Origin of the sequence: Chitinophaga vietnamensis (genome assembly GCF_902167635.1) — a bacterium.
In the GTDB taxonomy this organism is placed as follows: Bacteria; Bacteroidota; Bacteroidia; order Chitinophagales; family Chitinophagaceae; genus Chitinophaga; species Chitinophaga vietnamensis.
On record NZ_CABHMS010000005.1, the window covers coordinates 325,569 to 342,271 of the forward strand.

The 16,703-nt window shown below is 47.7% G+C and carries 16 protein-coding genes and 5 tRNA genes; 16 read left to right on the forward strand and 5 right to left on the reverse strand.

Annotated elements, in window-relative coordinates; translation table 11 throughout:
• The first annotated feature begins 17 nt into the window (after positions 1-17).
• The 4 genes from FPG75_RS15565 to FPG75_RS15580 all read left to right on the forward strand — a co-directional run bounded on the left by FPG75_RS15565 (position 18) and on the right by FPG75_RS15580 (position 4,239).
• A complete protein-coding gene (locus FPG75_RS15565) occupies positions 18-1,376 on the forward strand; it encodes a SusD/RagB family nutrient-binding outer membrane lipoprotein (protein ID WP_143307781.1) in 1,359 nt (452 codons plus the stop codon).
• Between the two features lie 81 nt (positions 1,377-1,457).
• A complete protein-coding gene (locus tag FPG75_RS15570; protein WP_143307782.1) occupies positions 1,458-1,772 on the forward strand; it encodes a DUF3467 domain-containing protein in 315 nt (104 codons plus the stop codon).
• Between the two features lie 30 nt (positions 1,773-1,802).
• A complete protein-coding gene (locus FPG75_RS15575; protein WP_143307783.1) occupies positions 1,803-2,876 on the forward strand; it encodes an Ldh family oxidoreductase in 1,074 nt (357 codons plus the stop codon).
• 40 nt (positions 2,877-2,916) lie between these two features.
• Positions 2,917-4,239 carry an aspartate kinase gene (locus FPG75_RS15580; protein WP_143307784.1) on the forward strand — a complete coding sequence of 441 codons (1,323 nt, stop codon included), beginning with the start codon at positions 2,917-2,919 and terminating at the stop codon, positions 4,237-4,239.
• Positions 4,240-4,294: 55 nt separating this feature from the next.
• Here the strand turns inward: FPG75_RS15580 and FPG75_RS15585 are convergent, their stop codons facing one another.
• Genes FPG75_RS15585 through dinB form a run of 4 tightly spaced genes read right to left on the reverse strand, consistent with a single transcriptional unit; the run spans position 4,295 to position 9,463 of the window.
• The gene (locus tag FPG75_RS15585) at positions 4,295-4,759 is read right to left on the reverse strand and encodes an RES family NAD+ phosphorylase (protein ID WP_143307785.1); all 465 of its coding nucleotides are present in this window, start codon (positions 4,757-4,759) and stop codon (positions 4,295-4,297) included.
• Between the two features lie 23 nt (positions 4,760-4,782).
• Positions 4,783-5,235: a type II RES/Xre toxin-antitoxin system antitoxin gene (gene parS / locus FPG75_RS15590; protein ID WP_161596821.1), complete on the reverse strand. Its 453-nt coding sequence runs from the start codon at positions 5,233-5,235 to the stop codon at positions 4,783-4,785.
• Positions 5,236-5,288: 53 nt separating this feature from the next.
• Positions 5,289-8,246: a DNA polymerase III subunit alpha gene (locus tag FPG75_RS15595; RefSeq protein ID WP_143307787.1), complete on the reverse strand. Its 2,958-nt coding sequence runs from the start codon at positions 8,244-8,246 to the stop codon at positions 5,289-5,291.
• Between the two features lie 2 nt (positions 8,247-8,248).
• Positions 8,249-9,463 (reverse strand): DNA polymerase IV, encoded by a 1,215-nt coding sequence (gene dinB, locus FPG75_RS15600; RefSeq protein ID WP_143307788.1) that lies wholly within the window; start codon positions 9,461-9,463, stop codon positions 8,249-8,251.
• Between the two features lie 341 nt (positions 9,464-9,804).
• On the opposite strand from dinB, the gene FPG75_RS15605 reads away from it, so the two are divergent.
• Complete coding sequence (locus FPG75_RS15605; RefSeq protein WP_143307789.1) at positions 9,805-10,473, forward strand: SdpI family protein; 669 nt, start codon at positions 9,805-9,807, stop codon at positions 10,471-10,473.
• Positions 10,474-10,568: 95 nt separating this feature from the next.
• On the opposite strand, the gene FPG75_RS15610 is transcribed toward FPG75_RS15605, so the two are convergent.
• Positions 10,569-11,012, reverse strand: a complete 444-nt coding sequence (locus FPG75_RS15610) for a hypothetical protein (RefSeq protein ID WP_143307790.1) — start codon at positions 11,010-11,012, stop codon at positions 10,569-10,571.
• Positions 11,013-11,125: 113 nt separating this feature from the next.
• Here FPG75_RS15610 and FPG75_RS15615 point away from each other — a divergent pair, with 113 nt between their 5' ends.
• From FPG75_RS15615 to FPG75_RS15665, 11 genes are all read left to right on the forward strand, one after another.
• The gene (locus tag FPG75_RS15615; protein WP_143307791.1) at positions 11,126-11,878 is read left to right on the forward strand and encodes an XRE family transcriptional regulator; all 753 of its coding nucleotides are present in this window, start codon (positions 11,126-11,128) and stop codon (positions 11,876-11,878) included.
• A gap of 278 nt (positions 11,879-12,156) precedes the next feature.
• Positions 12,157-12,399, forward strand: coding sequence for a cupin domain-containing protein (locus tag FPG75_RS15620; RefSeq protein WP_236652805.1), 243 nt, complete (start codon positions 12,157-12,159; stop codon positions 12,397-12,399).
• A 71-nt stretch (positions 12,400-12,470) separates the two neighbouring features.
• Positions 12,471-12,668, forward strand: a complete 198-nt coding sequence (gene rpsU / locus FPG75_RS15625) for a 30S ribosomal protein S21 (RefSeq protein ID WP_143307793.1) — start codon at positions 12,471-12,473, stop codon at positions 12,666-12,668.
• Between the two features lie 88 nt (positions 12,669-12,756).
• Positions 12,757-13,695: a tyrosine-type recombinase/integrase gene (locus FPG75_RS15630; protein WP_236652806.1), complete on the forward strand. Its 939-nt coding sequence runs from the start codon at positions 12,757-12,759 to the stop codon at positions 13,693-13,695.
• Between the two features lie 162 nt (positions 13,696-13,857).
• Positions 13,858-14,157, forward strand: coding sequence for a ribosome hibernation-promoting factor, HPF/YfiA family (gene hpf / locus FPG75_RS15635; protein ID WP_143307795.1), 300 nt, complete (start codon positions 13,858-13,860; stop codon positions 14,155-14,157).
• A 237-nt stretch (positions 14,158-14,394) separates the two neighbouring features.
• A tRNA-Thr gene (locus tag FPG75_RS15640) sits at positions 14,395-14,468 on the forward strand.
• A gap of 80 nt (positions 14,469-14,548) precedes the next feature.
• Positions 14,549-14,633: transfer RNA gene (locus FPG75_RS15645), tRNA-Tyr, on the forward strand.
• Positions 14,634-14,815: 182 nt separating this feature from the next.
• Positions 14,816-14,888 (forward strand) — tRNA-Gly (locus tag FPG75_RS15650).
• Positions 14,889-14,914: 26 nt separating this feature from the next.
• A tRNA-Thr gene (locus FPG75_RS15655) sits at positions 14,915-14,986 on the forward strand.
• 252 nt (positions 14,987-15,238) lie between these two features.
• The gene (tuf, locus tag FPG75_RS15660) at positions 15,239-16,426 is read left to right on the forward strand and encodes an elongation factor Tu (protein WP_143307796.1); all 1,188 of its coding nucleotides are present in this window, start codon (positions 15,239-15,241) and stop codon (positions 16,424-16,426) included.
• Between the two features lie 99 nt (positions 16,427-16,525).
• Positions 16,526-16,596: transfer RNA gene (locus FPG75_RS15665), tRNA-Trp, on the forward strand.
• Positions 16,597-16,703 lie beyond the last annotated feature (107 nt).

The window sequence follows — 16,703 nt, forward strand, 5'->3', positions numbered from 1 at the left end:
TTTTAAATGTTGATTTTATGAAATTCAGATATATCGTAACAGGGGTTTTATCAGCGGCGATGTTCTTTGCCGGCAGTTCCTGTAAGAAAGCTTTTGTGGATCCTGATATTAACAAGGATCCCAATAACCCGGTGTCCGTTTCTTCATCTGCATTGCTGCCAAGTGTGGAAGTAGCCATGGGCTATGCTTTCGGTAGTGACTTTTCACGTTGGGGAAGTTTGTTTGCACAACAAATTACCGGTGCAGACAGGCAATTTGCTTCTTATCAGCAATACGTTTTCTCTACGCAGGATTTTGATAACGTTTGGTCGCTCGATTATGGTGCTATCATGAAGAACCTGCAGATCATGATCAAAACATCACCCGCCGGTACAAATGGTTATAACCCATATGCCTCTATCGCCAAGATTCTCATGGCATACACCATTGTAACCACAACTGACTATTGGGGTGATGTACCTTATAGTGACGCTTTCAATGGTTTGAGTGGACTACAGCCAAAGTACGACAAGCAACAGGATATCTATACAGCAGCACATGCATTGTTGGCTGATGCCATAAAAAATCTCAGTAGTAAAGGTGCTACAGCTGGTACAGCCGAACCAGGCGCGGATGACGTAGTGTATGGCGGTAAAATAAACAGATGGATAAAACTGGCAAACGTCTTACAAGCACGCCTTTACATACATGTTTCGAAATTTGATAACACAGCTCCGCAGAAAGCTCTGGATGCTATCGCTGCAGGCGGATTTACTAGCAATGACGAAGATTTTCAGGTAATATTTGGTACCGCTGCGACCTCTAATGCGCCTTACTTCCAGTTTGAACAAAACCGTGGTGGCTATCTCTCTTATACACAAAGCTACTGGTACAATACGATGGTTAGTATGAATGATCCTCGACTTCCTGTCCTGATCGACACAGCTAACAGCACCATTGGCGCGTTCTATGGTAGTGCCGCTTCTCCTGTACCACTGGTGACAAATATGGAGCAAATATTCATACAGGCAGAAGCCTATGCGCGACTGAATAACCTGCCGGCTGCCGGAGCCGCCTATGCCGCCGCCGTAACGGCCTCCTTCAAGAAATTTGGTTTAGACACCGCAACTGCCAATACTTACCTCGCAGCCAATCCTTTTACGGCTACTACCCAAGCGCAGGCGCTTCAGCAGATCATGTTCCAGAAATACCTGGCCATGTACCTCAGCCCTGAAGTATTCACCGATTGGCGCAGAACAGGCGTGCCCGCACTCACGCCGTCAGCCGGAACACAGATACCACGCCGGTTCCTTTACCCGCAACAGGAAATCAGCTATAACCTGGCTAACGTAAATTCCAAGCTCACCCTCTTCAGCAGAGTATGGTGGGATCAATGATAAATTAGAATTTTGCATGAGATAAAAAAAGAGGGCTTTTGAGTCCTCTTTTTTTATTTTTGTACCGCTAAATCTAATATCATGGAAAATCAGCAGGAAGAACAGCATCAACTCAATATTGAGTTGAGTGAAGAAATGGCCGAAGGTCAATATGCCAATCTCGCTATCATCACACATTCCAACGCAGAATTTGTTGTAGACTTCATAAATGTAATGCCGGGCGTACCTAAAGCGAAAGTCAAATCCCGCATTATCCTCACTCCACAGCATGCCAAACGCTTCATGAAGGCGATGGTCGATAATATCAAGAAATACGAATCCGTACATGGCCCGATCCAGGATCAGGAGCCGGTTTCCCTGCCTATGAACTTCGGAGGGCCTACCGCGCAGGCATAATATCGTATCGCTTTATATTATCGTCATCTCATGGAAAATATCTATTCATACCATCACCTGAGAGAGTTTACCAGGGAAGTATTTGTACATATGGGCTGCTCGCTCGAACATGCTGCGCTGGCCGCAGATGTGCTGGTGGCCGCAGATCTCCGCGGTATCGACTCTCACGGTGTAGCACGGCTCTCCGGCTACTTGCGCCTCTGGGAAGCTAAAAGGATCAATCCTCGACCCAACATACGTATCATACACGAAACGCCCAGCACTGCTGTAGTGGACGGCGACGCCGGCCTCGGCCTCGTTGTAGCGCCCTTCGCCATGGAAGTAGCCATGCAAAAGGCCGCTGCAGTAGGCAGCGGATGGGTGAGCGTGAAAAACTCAAATCACTTCGGTATCGCAGGATATCATGCCATGAAAGCGCTGGACCAGGATATGATCGGCATGGCGATGACCAATGCCAGTCCGCTCGTAGCGCCCACTTTCGCGAAAGAACGCATGCTCGGCACCAATCCCATCGCAGTGGCCATCCCGGCGAAAGAGCAGCCACCTTTTGTGGCCGACTTTGCCACCACCACCGCCGCCAACGGCAAACTGGAAATTCTTCAACGCAAAAATGAAGAAGCGCCCTATGGCTGGATTCAGGACAAAGACGGCCATCCCAGCACCAACCCGCATGAACTCAAAGATGGCGGCGCTTTGCTGCCACTGGGCGGCGACCGCGACCACGGAAGTCATAAAGGGTATTGTTTGGGAGCAATTGTTGATATATTTTCGGCTGTCCTTTCCGGCGCCAATTACGGACCATGGGCGCCGCCGTTTGTGAGCTTCCTGCCACTGGCTCCCGATCCCGTAGGAGAGGGACTAGGCCACTTCTTCGGCGCCATGCGCGTAGATGCCTTCCGCCCGGCAGATGAATTTAAATCACACATGGACAAATGGATCGGCCGATTCCGCGAAGCCACGCCTGTAGCCGGAAAGCAAGTACTGATCCCCGGCGATCCGGAAAGGGAAATGCAACACCACCGCCTGGAAAACGGTATACCCGTGCTCGAACCCGTAGTAAAAGACCTCCGGGAAGTAGCGGCCAAACTCAAATTGAATTTTTAAATCTCAATCATTCATAGCGAAGCAAAAACAATAAACTCAGATGAAAGTGTTAAAATTTGGCGGAACCTCCGTGGGAAAGCCAGAGCGTATGCATTCGGTAGCTCAACTGATCACCGCAGATAAAGATCGTAAGATCGTCGTACTGTCTGCCCTGTCAGGCACCACCAACGCCCTCGTGGAAATTAGTCAGTCATTGTCGGAAGGCAAGAAGGAACAGGCCAAGCAGCAGATCGACAAGCTGGAAAAGCACTACCGTACTTTCTGTGAGGAGCTGGTGAAGAGCGACGCAGGTCGCGCCAACGCCAAAGCTATCGTAGATGAGCACTTTGAATTTCTGAATATCATCCTGAAGATATCTTTCAACGAAGCACTGAACAAGGATATCCTTGCACAAGGCGAATTGCTGTCTACCCGCCTGTTCTGCGTATACCTCGAAGATGCCGGCATCCCCGCAGTACTGCTGCCAGCGCTGGATTTCATGAGTATCGATGAATATGAAGAACCGGAAATTCCGAAGATCAAGATCAAACTGGGTAACCTGCTCAATCAGCAAAAAGATCAAACCATCTTCATCACACAAGGTTATATCTGCCGCAACGCAAGAGGCGAAGTGGATAACCTGAAACGTGGTGGCAGCGACTATTCCGCTTCTCTCATCGGCGCTGCTATCCAGGCCAGTGAAGTACAGATCTGGACAGATATCGACGGTATGCACAACAACGATCCGCGCGTAGTAAAGAAAACCTTCCCGATAGAACAGCTCTCCTTCGATGAGGCAGCGGAGCTGGCCTACTTCGGCGCCAAGATACTGCACCCGGCCTCTATCTGGCCTGCACAGCATTTCAACATTCCGGTGAAACTGCTGAACACCATGCAGCCCGAAGCCAAAGGCACCATCATCACTGAGCTGCCCAATGGCAACGGTGTGAAAGCCATCGCGGCAAAAGATGGTATCATCGCCATAAAAATCAAGTCCAGCCGCATGTTGCTGGCTTACGGCTTCCTGCGCAAGATATTCGAAGTGTTCGAAAAATACCGCACACCGATCGATATGATCACCACCTCCGAAGTAGCTGTTTCCCTCACGATCGATCATGCACAGCATCTCGATCAGATCATCAAGGAACTGCAACCTTTCGGCTCCGTGGAATTGGATCATCATCAAACCATCGTTTCTATCGTTGGTAATGAAGTGGCTGCCACGCCATCTATCATTACTAAATTATTCTCCTCCCTGGAAGATGTGCCGCTGCGCATGATCTCCTACGGCGGTAGCAGGCATAACGTCTCCATCCTGGTAAATGGCCAGTTCAAGGAGAAAGTACTGCAACTGCTGAACAAAGGATTATTTGGACTGGAATAGATTTTATGCGATAAAAGTAAGGGCCTGCCGCAATTGCGGCAGGCCCTTACTTTTATCAGGATTTCCTGCTCAAACGTTGATCAAACAGGAAAGGCTGGGCATCTTTGATCGTGATATGTACGGCCTCCGGGTGTTGCGGATTGATGAGAAAGTTGAACTCATCAGCAATTACCACAGACGGGATTTTTAATACAGCATACTTCGCCGTATCAATCCATTCGTCGCCAATGGCCTGTAGCTCGGGAAAAGGCGCGAGCGATTGCCAGCCGGTGGGCAGATCTTTTTTGGTAAGGGTTTTAATAGCTATTTCATCAGGGATGTGAATAGTAGCAATACAGAAATCCTGTATGATATTTTTGAGAGGGATGTGAACGAGCACCTCCAGCGCCGATAGGGCTCTGCTGCCCGCAGTATAAACAATAGAATGACCCGGACTGTTCCAGCGACCGCCATACAGCCGCGCACCCGTGCCACTCAGGTCATTGATGTAAGCGCACTTACTGATCCTGTAAACTTCCATGCCGGTTGTTGCTTTGATAAATGCTATGCGAATAGACCGTGTTCAATACGCCCCAGCTCATCCTGGATCAGCTGGAAACCAAATGTAGTGTCTAAAAGCGAAATAGGGAGTTGATAGTTGAAGGCTGGTAATGGAGTTCTCATCCATTCCTTGAAATTCTCGAGGTCACCGAAAACCTCTGTACCGCGCTGGTAGAGCCGGGAAAGCAGTATAGCTCTTTCAGATGTATCGATAGACAATTTTGCATCATCTGCGTAACGTTGTAATGTTCTCTCGGAGAGATGTATCACCTGCGCCAGCTCTGCCAGCGAAAAGGAGAGCTGCCGGCTCAGGTTCAATAGCGCCCGTTTGATGATGCCGCTGCGTGAAAGCTGGATGTAATCAAAGTAGGCACTGCCGCGGCCATAGACTGCGTGCGGGTCCTCCACGATCAACAGGGCATTTTCCTGTACTTGATATCCTTTGGCTTGTTTCATAAACTCCGACATTTGGCACAAAAATACAACATTTTGTCGTTATTTGGAAATCGTCAGAAATTTTTGTCCTCAAAGTAACCGATCTTCTTCATATGGCTGATTTCCAGCGTGATCACGCCATAATCCATTACCACCTTGCCCGTCAGGATATAGAAACCATCTTTTTGCAGCGGATAGCGTCGCAGGCTGTCCGGGAAATGCACTGTGTCGATGAACGCATCTTCCGCATCCAGGAAGGTCCCGAAACACATGGGCTCTCCTTTGGACGTACGCATGAATTTGCCCGTTACATAATACCCCAGCGTAGTAATGGTTTGACCCACATAACGGACGAACTCACGGGCAGGTATATACGATTTTTGATCATGCTGTAAAACCTGGAAGGGAGAAGCCAGCGGAAAGCCCAGCAGGTCGATCTCGTCAAAGGCGTCTTCATGTGGATGATAAGCCAGCTCAGGCAGCTCGCAGGAAACGCCTTCCTGTTGAAAAAGCTGCATATTGTGCGCGCTCGCCGCTTCCCTGGAACGCACGAGCAGGCTGCTTTTCCACAGCAATTGCTTTTTCGTATAGCCGGTAAAGTGAAAGCAACCGGCACGTATCAACAGCTCCATCTGCTCCGGCCCCGGTCCGATACGTTCCGTAAAATCTTCCAGATCCCGGAACGGGCCATAATCTTTCCTTTCCACCAGGATGCGCTTTGCCAGCGCTTCTTCCAACCCTTCGATGTGTATAAGTCCCACATATACATCCTGGCCCTTGATATTGGTAGGATAGTCACTGTGGTTGATACAGGGCGGATGCAGCGCAACACCGGTCTGTTTCAGCTGCCTGAAATACAGCTCCCGGTTATAAAAGCCACCGAAATTATTGATCACCGCCACCATAAATTCCGCAGGGAAATACGTTTTCAGGTACAGGCTCTGGTAACTCTCTACGGCAAAGCTGGCGGAATGTGCCTTTGAAAAAGAGAAGTTCGCAAAACTGGCGATCTGCCGCCATACTTCTATCGTCACTTCTTCCGGATGCCCCATCGCCCGGCAGTTGTCAAAGAAGCGCCGCTGTATATCTTCCATATCTTTCAGTCCTCTGTATTTGCCCGCCATGGCCCTTCTCAGCGTATCGGCATCGCCAAGCTCCATATTGGCAAACTTGTGCGCTACCTTGATCACATCTTCCTGGTACACCATTACACCAAAAGTTTCATGTAGCAATTCTTCTATCACCGGGTGCAGGTACTTCACTTTTTCCGGGTGATGAAAACGCTCGATGTATTGCTTCATCATCCCGGATTGCGCCACCCCCGGGCGTATAATAGAACTCGCCGCCACCAGTGAAAGATAGTTGTCGCAACGCAGCTTCAGCAATAGTTGCCGCATCGCCGGCGACTCTATATAAAAACACCCGATGGTATTGACCGTACTGAGATTTTTCTTCACACGCTCATCCACCATAAATGCTTTCACATTGTGGATATCTATCTCCACACCTTTGTTCTCACGGATAATATCGATCGCATCCCGGATATGCCCCAGGCCGCGCTGACTGAGAATATCGAACTTGAATAATCCCACTGCTTCGGCCTGGAACATATCCAGTTGCGCGGTGCTAAAGCCTTTCGGCGGCAAATAGGTAGTGCAATAATGATGTATCGGCGCCTCGCTGATCAGGATACCGCCAGCATGGATACTGAGGTGATTGGGAAACGCCTTCACCCCCGGATCATCCATCAGCTTACAGAACTGCTGTATCTTTCGCTGTATATGATCGCCATCCAGCCGGATATCAAAACCATTTTCCAATATCTTGTCGATCTCTTTTTTAGGCAGCCCGTAAGCCTTGCCCAGCTCACGTATGATGGCATTGGTCTGGAACGTGGTGACCGTTCCTAACAAGGCCGTATAGTCGTGACCGTATTTTTCAAATACATATTTAATGATCTCGTCACGGTCGCGCCACGAAAAATCAATATCAAAATCCGGGGGAGAGCTGCGGTAGGGATTGAGGAAGCGCTCAAAGTACAGATCCAGTTGTATGGGGTCCACATCTGTGATCTGAAGACAATAGGCTACAATAGAATTGGCGCCGCTGCCGCGCCCTACGTAAAAGAAACCGCGTTGCTGTGCATAACGGATAATATCCCAGGTGATCAGGAAATAGGCTTCAAAGTTTTGCTGCGCGATGATCTCCAGTTCTTTTTCAATACGCTCACGTGCTTGCGCATCCTGCAGGCTGTAGCGATAGGCCATGCCTTCAAAGGCAAGCCTGCGCAGTAGTTCCCGGTCTTCTGCCACGCTGGCGGTGAATGTTTTTTTATTGCGGGAGAGATGGAGATCCGTTGCGATCCCGCAGGCTTCCATCACCATTAACGTGTTTTGCACAATATCCGGATACCGTTCAAAATGCTCCACCAGCTTCGCCGGATGCTGGAACATTTCGTCCGCATGCGCGATGGTGTGCGCTTCCAGCTGGGAGATGAGAATGTTTTGATCCACTGCGCGCAGCAGCTGGTGCAGCTCATAATGTTGTTGGTCCTGAAAGGTGACCGGGTGCATGATCACCAGTTTTTCGCGGAGAGCAATGGTGTCTGCACGGAAGAGTTTATTGATGTCCCGCGGCTTTATGCCTAGCAGCTCATGCGGCGCTAATGCAGCAGCATCGCGGGTTCCCCAGGCATAGACAGCGAAGGTGTGCGGCAATGCCGGCGCCTGGTCAGGAAAGGGTTTTTCCGTGCGCAGGTGTTCGGAAAGAAAATGATTGATATGGTACCAGCCTTCCTCGTTGCGTGCCAGCAAGAGGTATTTGAAAGCATGCTCATTCCTGAACTCCACGCCCAGTATGGGTTTGATATCATGTTTGCGGCATTCGGCCACAAAGGTCCATGCGTCGGAGGTCATGTTGATGTTAGTGAGTGCCAGTGTACGGATGCCCAGGTCAAACGCTTGTTTCACCAGTGTTTCCACGTGCATCGTGCCGTAGCGCAGGCTGAAAAATGTTTTGCAGTTCAGGAACATGATTATGCTTTAAAGTAGCGCATGATATCTTTCTTAACGGGCGGCTGCTTTCTTTTTTCGGGTGGCAGTACGTTGGTGCCTTTCATAAGATATTCCCATCCAAAGCGGTTTTTGATATGATCGATCGCTTGATACAAGGCAATCATTTCCTGGCTGTCGTCAAAAAGGCTGATCTGGTAATTGCCATGTACCAGGTGGCTGAAACGCACGCCTATCAAGCGTACCAACAGGCGGCGGTCGTACAGTTTCCGGAAAAGTTCTTTCACTTTCTCCAGCAAGACGTGATCAGCGCAGCTGTATGGGATGGCCATTTGTTTGGTAACCGTTTCAAAATCCGAGTAACGGATCTTCACGGTAATGCAGCCCGTCAGTTTGTTTTGCTGCCGCAATTCAAACGCGATCTTTTCTGTCATGCGTACCAGCTCTGCATGAAGAAATGCCATATCGATCGTATCCGCGGGAAAGGTACTTTCAGTGGAGATGGACTTCTGCTCAAAATAAGGCACCACGGGGGATTCATCGATGCCATTAGCTTTTTTCCAGAGGGAGATACCGTTTTTTCCCATCCACGCTTCGAGCAGGTTGACGGGCACTTCGCTGAGTGTTTTCACAGTTTCCACGCCGCGCCGCCGCAGCTGGGCGGCGGTTTCGCGGCCTACCATGGGTATTTTTTCCACAGGCATTGGCGCAAGAAATATTTTCTCTTCGCCGAAAGGCACTTCCAGCTGACCATTGGGCTTGGCCTCGTCGGTGGCCACTTTCGAGATCATTTTGTTGGCTGCCAGTCCGAAAGAGATTGGCAGCCCTGATTCTTTCATGATACGCTTTCGCAATTCGCTTGTCCATTTCAGCGAACCGAAAAATTTGTCCATGCCGGTGAGGTCCAGGTAAAATTCGTCGATGGATGATTTTTCGTACAAGGGGGCTTTGTCTGCAATGATCTGCGTTACTTCTTTTGATTTCTCGCTGTAGCGTTCCATATCGCCGCTTCTCACGATTGCCTGCGGACACAGGCGCAGCGCTGTTTTCATGGGCATGGCAGAGTGAATGCCAAAGCGCCGGGCTTCATAACTGCAGGCCGCCACTACGGCGCGGTCGCTGCTGCCGCCTATCAGCAGCGGCTTGCCGAGCAGGCTGTTGTCCTGCTGGCACTCTACTGATACAAAAAAACAATCCAGGTCGAAATGCGCGATAGCACGCTGTTGTAACGTGATCATATTCGGTATTTAAATGGCATCAATGATTCAAATGGCCCTTCATGATGCTTTAAATGGCCCCTTCATGAAGCGATACGCGGATGGCAGGCCGGGCGTGAGGGTAATCTGGATAGCGATCTGCGGGGCCTGCCAGCCGGAATCACCTTAATGCAATTGTACCTGCTAAAGTACTAACTTTTTTAGTTTTACTAATATTTTTAGCAAAATAATTCTTGTTTTTTTATCCCCATTTTCAATTTTCGTAACTTTATTACAACATATAGGCAAGGAATCTGTAGTAGTTAAGAGGATGGAAATGAAGAAAAAGGGATCGTGCACGTTCATCTTTAAATCATGTTCCTATGACAAAAACGGATTATCGAAAAGAATTGCTTATCCTGGCCCTGGTACTGGTCCCGATGGTTTATTTAGGCGTCATCTGGAATTATCTCCCGGACGTTATTCCCACTAATTTCAATGTGCAAGGCGTACCCGAAAGGGTGGGAGAGAAAAATGATTTTCTGCTCCTGATGATCTTCCTGTTCATCACCAATGCCCTTATTTACGCGCTTTTCCGGTATGTGCCGCGTACCGACGGGCAGGGCGTATCGGATGTGGACGTGATGCGAAAGGAATATTACCGGATCCGGTTTATCATTCATGCTTACCAGGCGGTTTTTACCTGTGTGATCATATTTATGGTGAGCCAGGGAAAACCTTTTGCAATGGAACGTTGGGCCTTTTGCGGCATCGGCCTGCTGATTGCCGCCATTGGCGCCTATCTGAAAAAATTGCGGCCCAATAATTATGTAGGCGTAAGAACGCCCTGGACCCTGCAAAGCACGGATATATGGAGAGAAACACACCGCATGGCCGGCACACTCTGGCTCAGCGCCGGTATCGTGATCATCATCGCAGGATTCTTTCTGCCGCTGGTTACAGGGGTTTTTGTTATATTCGTAGCAGCCATCGTACTGTCGGCTCTACCGTATATCTATTCTTTCAGATTATACAACCAAGACAAAGGCTGAATAATTAAGTGGTCAATCAATAAAAAAGAAATGGCGGCTCTGACAAGGCCGCCATTCATTTTGTTATGTGAGGATTTGTTTATTTTTTTATTTACTTAAAACCAGCCGCGGCCCAGGGCTTCACGGAAAGGCCATGGAACCAGCGCCAGCACCAGGATCAGTGCAATGCCGTAAAAGATCAATGCCAGCTTGTGTTTCTGCGCATCGGTAGCCGCTTTCTTCACTTTTGATTTACCAATGTGCACCAGCGCAAATGCGATCAGGGCCATGGTTTCGTGCTCTACGATAAAGAAACGCAGCGGCGTGTTTTTCATCGCAGCTCCCATATCTGCCAAACCACTTTTCACCAGCGGGCTGGTAAAGAAAAGGATCAGCCCTACCAGGAACTGCAAGTCAAAAAATATCATGAAAAAAAGCCCTGCCTTGTTGTCGGCTCCGGTAAAGGGCGTTTTGCCGGAAACACCTTTCAGCGCCCGCAGCACAGCCCAGATGCCAGCCAGTACTATAGCCCATCTTAAGAGGGAGTGTAAATATAACATAGTGTTGAGTTGGATTTTTACCGGGCAAAAATAAGTGAAGATTATAGATATAATTTGGAAAATGCGAAAAATATTTGCTAATTTTGTTAGCAATGTACTAAAATGTTTAGGTTATGTCCGTAGTATGCCAGAATCTCAAGTACTTGCGTAAGCAAAAAGGCTGGACGCAGCAAGAGTTTGCCGACAAATTAGGTATCAAACGTTCCCTGCTGGGAGCATATGAAGAGGAGCGCGCAGAACCACGAACCGACATACTGGAACAGGTCAGCGACATGTTCCGCGTATCCATCGACGACTTGCTTCGCCGCGATCTCGGCTCCCAGAAAGACAGCTTCCTGGAAAAACGCCGCCAGCAGAAACTGGGTAACAGCAGGCAGGCCGTTCAGTTTGTACCCGTGAAGGCTGCAGCAGGTTACCTCGCCGGCTACAATGATGAAGAGTTCATCGAAGAACTGAACACCTTCACGCTGCCCATGCTCGGCGCTGGCGACTACCGCGCCTTTGAAATCGCCGGCGACTCTATGTTGCCCGTAACATCAGGCTCCGTCATCGTTTGCCATAAAGTAGATGGCTGGGAAGAGATCAAGAACAACGAAACCTATATCGTAGTTACCTCCCGCGAAGGGATCGTGTTCAAAAGAGTGCTCAAGAGCAACCGCTCCAAAGCCCGTATCACCTTGGTGTCCGACAATCCGCAGTTCGAACCCTACGCGGTGGAGATGGAAGATGTGCTGGAACTGTGGCAGTCCGATGCCGTGATCAGCAAAGCCGGCCCCCAAAGCCGCATGAGCGTCAACCACCTCGCAGATATGGTCAGTCATCTGCAAGACCAGGTCAGCCTACTGAAGAAAAAAATCAAAGATTAAATAAACAATAGCCCCTGCGCATTCGCGGGGGCTATTGGCATCACCCCTATGCCCCAAACCCGCTGCAATACCTGCGCAGGCAATTGCCGCACAGCATTTTTTTAGCGCGGCGGTTGGCTATTATAGCTAAAAATCATAAATTACTTTACATTCTGACAGTATTTTATCTGAACACGTAAATCACCAATCGGATGAGGTTTCATGTTTCTCTTGCAGAGTCTTTAAGGCAACTGCAGAAAAGCGAAGACGACTTTGCTGTATTGTTTGAACACGGATCAATGCGGGGAATTATTTTCGGACCTGATGAAATAGATGGCCAGGAACCGCATATACAGGATGAGATTTATATTGTGGTCAGAGGAAGTGGCGAGTTTGAACTGGAAGGTGAAAAAGTGGTGAACGTAGGGGTAGGGGATTTTCTCTTTGTGCCAGCTAATACAAGGCACCGGTTCCGCAATTTCAGCCCCGATCTGCTGCTCTGGGCAATATTTTATGGAGAGGAGGGAGGCGAGGCGGAGTAATTTTCAATCAGGTTTGGTTTTTATTAAATCTTGTTTTATCTTTGCGTTCCTAAAAATAAGAGGCAAAAATTATGTTGATAATTGATTCTAAAGATTGCGAAAACATAGACAAGGCGCTTAAGAAGTATAAAAAGAAATTCGAGAAAGCTCGCATTTTGCTGCAGCTGAGATCGCGCCAGTCTTTCACTAAACCTTCTGTTAAACGTCGTAACGAAGTACTGAAAGCCGTTTACAAACAACAGTTGGCTAGTGGCAAGCTCGAAGGTTAATTCCTTCATTCTGTAAGCATATTACAACTCAAAATATTTGATGATTGTAGGGTTATTTTATAACTTTACAATCATCAATCTTTTTGCGTTGAACGAAGAACTATACTCCTTAGCCGAGCGCTTCATCTCCTACATCCAGCTCGAAAAGCGATACTCCAGTCATACCAGCACTGCATATCGTAACGACTTATTCCAATTTTTTGATTTTATTACTGAAAGCTATAGCACTACGCTCATAGCCGACCTTTCGCATGTCATGGTGCGTAGCTGGCTGGCAAAGCTCATGGAGAACGCTATCACAGCCAAGAGCGTCAACCGCAAAATATCCTCTCTCAAGTCTTTCTTTAAATTCTGTCTCTTGCAGGGTCTTATCAAAACGTCGCCCATGGCGAAAGTGGTGGCCCCCAAGGTAAGTCGCCGCCTTCCCGGGTTCATTGAAGAAAAAGGGATGCGCGCCCTGCAGGACAACCGTAGTCCCGTGTCTGTCACCAGTGTATCCATCTTCGAAAACGACTTTGAAGGGATTACCCACCGGCTCATCTTCGAGATCTTCTATCAAACCGGTATCCGCTTATCAGAGCTGATCTCTCTTTTGGAGTTCCGGGTAGACAGGAGTGCGCTCACTATTAAGGTGTTGGGGAAAGGGGGGAAGGAACGCCTGATTCCTATCAGTCCTGCGCTGAGTGAGCAGATCAGCCGGTATATGGAATTGAAGCGTCAGCAACTGGAGACTTTTGAAGAAGGGGTATTGCTGGTGCATCCGCTCAGCGGCAAGCGTTTATATCCCAAGTATGTATATCTGACTGTAAGGAAATATCTGACGATGCACGAGATCACGACCCTGAAGAAGAAAAGCCCGCATATACTGCGGCATACATTTGCCACGCACCTTACTAATAATGGTGCGGACCTGAACGCGGTGAAGGAGTTGCTGGGCCACTCTTCGCTGGCGGCCACGCAGGTGTATACGCACAATACGATTGAACAATTGAAAAAGGTATATCAACAGGCGCACCCGAAAGCATAGCTGCGATTATTTTTCATTTTAACAAAATATTACGTTCGCGAATATCACGGTATCGCAAAAATGACTAAATTAGAAATGAAGTTCTTTCACACCAAGAGAATGCCTATGACCACGGTCAACTTAATAGAACCTAGATTGTTAAATATTTAAAAAATTAGTGCTATGAACGTACAAATTCAAACTGTGCATTTTGATGCTGATTCAAAATTGATCGATCATGTGAATAAAAAAGTGCAGAAGCTCAACACGTTTTACGATCGCATAGTCAGTGTGGATGTGTTTTTAAAGTTGGATAATTTAGCGCATCAGGTTAAAGATAAAATTGCGGAAATAAGAGTACGCGTTCCCCGCCAGGATCTCTTTGTGAAGCATGAGTCCAAATCCTTCGAAGAATCCTTTGATCTCGCTTTTGATTCTCTCGTTAACCAGGTGAAAAAACAAAAGGAGAAGAAATTTCAATAATTTTCTAAAATAATTTTGGAAATATTAATCTCTTTGCTACCTTTGCCATCCCGATTCGAAAAGGGGTCGGTAAAGGTAGCAAAGTTCTTTATGGCAGGGCGTTTTAGCGGAAAACAAATAAATTTTCAATATTTGTAAGAAACTGAAAAAAAGATTTTGAGAATTGAAAAAGATTCTTAATTTTGCGCTCTCTTTTAACGAGTTACACTTTAAAAGAATGTTTTTTGAAAGAAAGATGCCAGCATAGCTCAGTTGGCCAGAGCTACTGATTTGTAATCAGTGGGTCGGGGGTTCGAATCCCTCTGCTGGCTCATCGATTAAATTTCGGATTTTCTTACCCGGTAATTTCACGTACGTACGAAGATTCAGAATTTCAAAATCAAACTATTTCGGGCAGGTTCCAGAGCGGCCAAATGGGGCGGACTGTAAATCCGCTGTCTACGACTTCATAGGTTCGAATCCTATCCTGCCCACCAACGGCGTGTTCCGCCTTTGCCCTTCGCAGAGGCGGAACATAGTTGTGAACGGAAGGTGAGTTTTAAGTTGTTACAACCAATCACCCTGACCCTTTGAGACAACAGCCAATCAGGTTCTTTAATTTATTCCATGATTCTTTGAGCGGAGCGACCTTCGTTATTTCCGTTCGGATGAATTACATGCGGGAGTAGCTCAGTTGGTAGAGCGACAGCCTTCCAAGCTGTAGGTCGCGGGTTCGAACCTCGTCTCCCGCTCGCATGATTTTAATGCAATTTTTCAAGCTGTTGTAGCTCAGGGGTAGAGCACTTCCTTGGTAAGGAAGAGGTCGAGAGTTCAATTCTCTTCAACAGCTCAATTGAATTTTAGAAGAATAGTTGTAGTGAGTCGTTATATCGCATCAACAGCTCCATAAAATTCGAATTTCGGGATTCGAATTTATTAAATTCCCACTCCGAAATTAAACTTAGCGTTGTAGCTCAGCGGAAGAGCATCCCCTTAAGGGAAGGGCGTGAGTTCAATTCTCATCAACGGTACAAGTTTGTAAAACGTGTTTTAAAAACAACTATCAATACAATCTTTACAAACCATCTAAAAAGAAAATACAATGGCAAAAGAAACCTTTAAGCGGGATAAACCCCACGTAAACATCGGTACCATCGGTCACGTGGACCACGGTAAAACTACCTTGACTGCTGCCATTACCAACATTTTGGCAAACAAGGGTCTGGCAGAGAAGAAAGGTTATGATGAGATCGATGCTGCTCCTGAAGAAAAAGAAAGAGGTATTACTATCAATACAGCACACGTAGAGTATCAGACAGCTAACCGTCACTACGCACACGTAGACTGTCCAGGCCACGCTGACTATGTGAAAAACATGATCACTGGTGCTGCCCAGATGGACGGTGCTATCCTCGTGGTTGCCGCTACTGATGGTCCTATGCCACAAACAAGAGAGCACATCCTGCTGGCTCGCCAGGTAGGTGTACCTCGTATCGTAGTATTCATGAACAAAGTTGACCTGGTAGACGATCCTGAGCTGCTGGAACTGGTTGAAATCGAGATCCGCGACCTGCTGACCTCTAACGGTTTCGACGGTGATAACGTTCCTGTTATTCAGGGTTCTGCAACCGGCGCACTCGCTGGCGATGCTAAATGGGTTGAAGCGATCGATAAACTGATGGATGCAGTTGACTCTTACATTCCTCTGCCTCCCCGTCCAGTTGATCAGCCGTTCCTGATGTCTGTAGAAGACGTATTCTCTATCACCGGTCGTGGTACTGTTGCTACCGGTCGTATCGAACGCGGTCGTATCAAAGTTGGTGAGAACGTTGAGATCGTAGGTCTGCAAGCTGAATCACTGAAATCAACTTGTACCGGTGTTGAAATGTTCAAAAAACTGCTCGACGAAGGTGAAGCTGGTGATAACGCTGGTCTGCTGCTGCGTGGTATTGAAAAAACTCAGATCCGTCGTGGCATGGTTATCTGCCAACCGGGTTCTATCACTCCGCACACTGAATTCAAATGCGAAGTTTACGTACTGAGCAAAGAAGAAGGTGGCCGTCACACTCCGTTCTTCAACAAATACCGTCCTCAGTTCTACTTCCGTACAACTGACGTAACTGGTGAAGTTGAACTGCCTGCAGGTGTTGAAATGGTAATGCCTGGTGATAACGTTTCTCTGACCGTAAAACTGATCCAGCCTATCGCGATGGACAAAGGTCTGAAATTCGCTATCCGTGAAGGTGGCCGTACAGTAGGTGCTGGTCAGGTAACTGAAATCCTGAAATAAGCAACGTAATAAAAATATCAAAGAGCCATTAGCGTCGGCAATCTCAAATCAGCTATATTTGCTGGTAGCCGAAATGCTGGACCGCTAATGGCTCTATACACGGGCATGGTGCAACGGTAGCATACGGGTCTCCAAAACCTTTGATCTGGGTTCGAATCCTAGTGCCCGTGCAAGGTTTTTAAAAGTAAATAAATGGTTGAATTGTTGTTATTTTTAAATAATAGAACAATTCAACCATTTTAGGCTTTAACCAATTGACCATAAAAAGTTAACTTTA